The sequence below is a fragment of the Sphingomonas sp. DC1600-2 genome (genome assembly GCF_049897605.1).
Classification (GTDB): domain Bacteria; phylum Pseudomonadota; class Alphaproteobacteria; order Sphingomonadales; family Sphingomonadaceae; genus Sphingomonas.
Map to the genome: position 1 here is coordinate 1 of NZ_JAFCWO010000040.1, position 3,385 is coordinate 3,385.

General features: G+C 67.9%; 2 protein-coding genes. Both read right to left on the bottom strand.

From position 1 onward, the window contains the following. Positions 1 to 131 precede the first annotated feature (131 nt). Positions 132 to 2,186 carry a tyrosine-type recombinase/integrase gene (locus ACP7BL_RS17795; protein WP_305738063.1) on the bottom strand — a complete coding sequence of 685 codons (2,055 nt, stop codon included), beginning with the start codon at positions 2,184 to 2,186 and terminating at the stop codon, positions 132 to 134. After that, on the bottom strand, positions 2,183 to 3,304 hold the full coding sequence (locus ACP7BL_RS17800; RefSeq protein WP_305738062.1) for a tyrosine-type recombinase/integrase: 1,122 nt from the start codon (positions 3,302 to 3,304) through the stop codon (positions 2,183 to 2,185). Before ACP7BL_RS17800 ends, ACP7BL_RS17795 begins: the two co-directional genes overlap by 4 nt. Between the last annotated feature and the right edge of the window lie 81 nt (positions 3,305 to 3,385).

The following is a 3,385-nucleotide window of genomic DNA, read 5'->3' on the forward strand; positions in this document are numbered from 1 at the left end:
CGGTGATTATCTGGACAATCAATCCCACCCGGCCATTTATAAGATACTATTCAGGCGCTCGATGGCATGCGAGGTTTCCTCGCATGCCATCGAGCGCAACCGCCGCAGGCGGAAGACGACCCGCCTCAAAATCAGCATCCCGAGGAGCTACGGGTGAGATCGACGAGCAGCGTATCGATCCGGCGGACGACACACTCGTGCCGCTCGACCTCGCGTCCCCAGCCGCGCTCGCGGGCATCTTCGATTAGGCGAAGCTCGACTGCGCGACGCTCGCGCAGTCGAGGCGTATAGGCCGGCGTAGTGACGAACCGCGAGCAGGTGAGATATAGGTCGCACTCGCAAGGGCCTTCCTCGGGCAGACGCAGGCAGTGGCCGAGTTCGAGCTCGGTCTTGAAGAAGTTGGTGCGCAACCAATCGACCGCGCCCGCTGTCAGCCGCCCGGTCCGCAGAGCCTCGGCGCCAGGTCCGGCGATGACCGCACCCGGCCCGAGCACCGCACGGTAGTCGCGCAGCACCTCGGGATCGGAGATCCTTGCGTAGACCATCGACATCGCCGGGCTCTCGTGGCCGAGCACGCTCATGATCGTATCAAGCCTCGCGCCGCGCTCGGCGAGCTGCGTTCCGAGGGTGTGGCGGAAGCGGTGTGCAGTGACGGTATGGCGGCCTCGTGCATCGACCAAGCCAACCGCCCGGCACGCCTCGCCCAGCGGCGTTTCAAAGAGGTAGTATTCGGATAACAACTTGCCGTGATCTACGAAGAGAAAGCGTAGTCGGTCACCGGTCCGCTCGTCGACCATTGCGCGGTCGCGCCCTCTCCGGCGTGCTTCCACCACGGCCTGGAGCGCGTCGGCCGCCTCTTCATGGAGCGGCACCATCCGCTCGCGGCCGGTCTTGCCGACAGGAATGCGCAGCCGCGCGGTGCCGTCGGGGTAGCGGTCGAGGCAATCGAGTGCGAGGCGACGCACCTCGCCGCGTCGAGCGCCCGACCAGCGCAGCGTCAGCAGCGCCGCACGCTGGAGTGGGCAAACCAGCGCACGAATGCCGCTCATCACGCGGGCTAGCTCTTCCTCGGGGATATAGCGGGGCACGCGCTCGAGGTGCGGCGGCTTGTCGCGGCAATCGACGAGTTGGCGCTGCGGCGCGCTTTCCCAGTCCCAAGCGACGGTATCGCGGAAAAACAGCGCAAGCGAGTTCGTGCGGTTGCGCCGTGTGATGAGAGACAAGGGCACGCCGCTGCCTGCGCTCGGCTCGTCGATCATCGCGCGAAAGAAGCTCTCGACGTGCTCGCGCGTCACATCCTCGAAGCGGCAGACCTGGGGCGCGACGCGACCCAGGTGCTCGAGGAAGCGCCTGAGCGCGATCTCGTGGTGGTAAACCGTGCTGGGGCGCAGCTGCGACGCGCGCGCTGCGAGCCAGCGCTGGACGAGTGCCCACATCGCAGACGGCAGCAGCGGGTGCGAGGCGTAGGCTGGCATGAACTTGCGCGGCTGCCGGCTCGATTGGCCACGATGGTAGAGGATGGTGCCGAGCTGGCTGGCATGCGTGATCCAGCTTTTGGCGAACTGCGGACCGTAGCGCTCGCGCGCACCGAAGAAGACCGGCAGGTCGGGATGCGAGGCGAAGTCGCGGACGGCGGCGAGCAGCCGGTCGATATGCTCGGGCCGCAGCAGGTCGGGCGAGCGCACGCCCTCGTGCATGGCGATGCGCGGCAGCATCCAGGTCATGGAAAGCCGAATCGACGAGCGATTAAAGCCGAGGGCTTCACCCTCGTCGGCAAGGCGGTCGATGCCGAGGTCGATGCACAGCCGGTCGAGCACAACCGACGGACGTGTCTTGCCAACGGCGAGCAGCCATGGGTAGTCGATGCGCAGCCTGTCGGTGAACGCGAGAAAGTGGATGTAGGGGCGCGCTTGATAGGAAAGTTTGTGGCTCGACGCTTGCCGCCGCTCGCCATCGAGGCGGCCGACGCGCTCGGGCAGTGGCGCAGCGAGCCAGTCGCGAAGATCGGGCCACTGTGTGCGGAAGCGGCGGTGGATCTGCCGCAGCTGGCGCTTGTACATATCGCAGATATCCACACCCGCGACGTGCGCGGCGTACTCTGCCTCGCCGCAGTGCTGAGCGATCACTGGTGCGGCCGGGTGCTCGCCGATCGCTGCTGCGGCGGCAGAGATCGGTCCGGCCCTCATGGCGCTGACACATCGAGGCCAAGCGCGCGGCGGTACTCGGCGACGACCGCCGGGTCGGACACGCGCGTGTAGATGCGGGTGGACTCGGGGGAGGCGTGACCAAGCCTGCGCATGAGGGCGAGCTCGCGCATGCCGCCCTCCCACATGCGTGTCGCGTGCGTGTGCCGGCAGGCGTGCGGGGTCATCCAGGGCTCGCGTATGCCGGCCCGCTCGCAGGATCGGGCGAAAAGCTTGGCCAGCGCGGCGTAGGAGAGCGGCTCAGCCCGGCGCGCCCCGTTGCCGCCGACGAGGAAGAGGTAGGGGCTGCCGGTGTCGCGCGGGCGCTCGGCGGTCACGTAATCGGCGATCGCGGCAAGCGTCGCCGGCTCATGCAGGTCGACGACGCGCTCGCGCCAGCCCTTGGCGCGCACGCCGCGCGGATGGTCGTCGCGCTGGCGCACCACGATCCGCCTGCGGCCGTAGGCGACGTCCTCGAGCTTGAGCGCAAGCGCTTCGCCCGGCCGCAGGCCACCATCAAGCATGAGGCGGACAAGCGCTACGTCACGACGGCAGCGCAGCAGGGTTACGATCGTCGCTACCTGCTCGTCCGACAGCGGCCGCGGCACCCGGCGCACCATCTTGACGGCGAGCGCCTGGCGGAGTGGTGCGCCCGATGCGATGCCCTGCAGGAACGGTCGGTGCCGATCGACCGAGCGTAGCACGGCGCGCGCCTCGACCTTGACGATCGGGTTGGTGCCGCTGGTGCATCCGGCCAGCAGCGCCCAATCATAGAACGACGACACGCACGCCAGCGCGCGGTTGACGCTGGCCGGCGCCAAACGGCTATCGGCGGCCTGCGCCGTGCCGGCAGGGTGTCTGCCGCGTGCCGGCGTGGTGCGCAGATGCAGGAGAAAAGCAACGGCGCGGGCCGGCGTCAGCGCCGTCCAGTCGAGCGCCTCGGTGTGTAGAAAGGTAAAGAGATGCCGCAGGTCATAGGCATAGGCTTTGACGGTATGCGGTGAGCAGCCGCGCGCAGCCAGATAGGCGAGATAGTCGCGGACGGGTGGCACAGGCGCGCCGACTCCGTCGACAAGCTCGACCAGAGGGCCGCCCGAGCGGCTATGCTTGACCACAAACATGGCCCGCCTCCTTCACGGAAATGGCAGCTGCGCGATGGTAGCACAGGCAACCTGCCGCGTCGCCAAGCTGTCCACATAACG

Bases quoted from the DNA above. Each gene is read 5' to 3' on its own strand.
- ACP7BL_RS17795 (WP_305738063.1), bottom strand. From the start codon at position 2,186: ATGAGGGCCGGACCGATCTCTGCCGCCGCAGCAGCGATCGGCGAGCAC.
- ACP7BL_RS17800 (WP_305738062.1), bottom strand. From the start codon at position 3,304: ATGTTTGTGGTCAAGCATAGCCGCTCGGGCGGCCCTCTGGTCGAGCTT.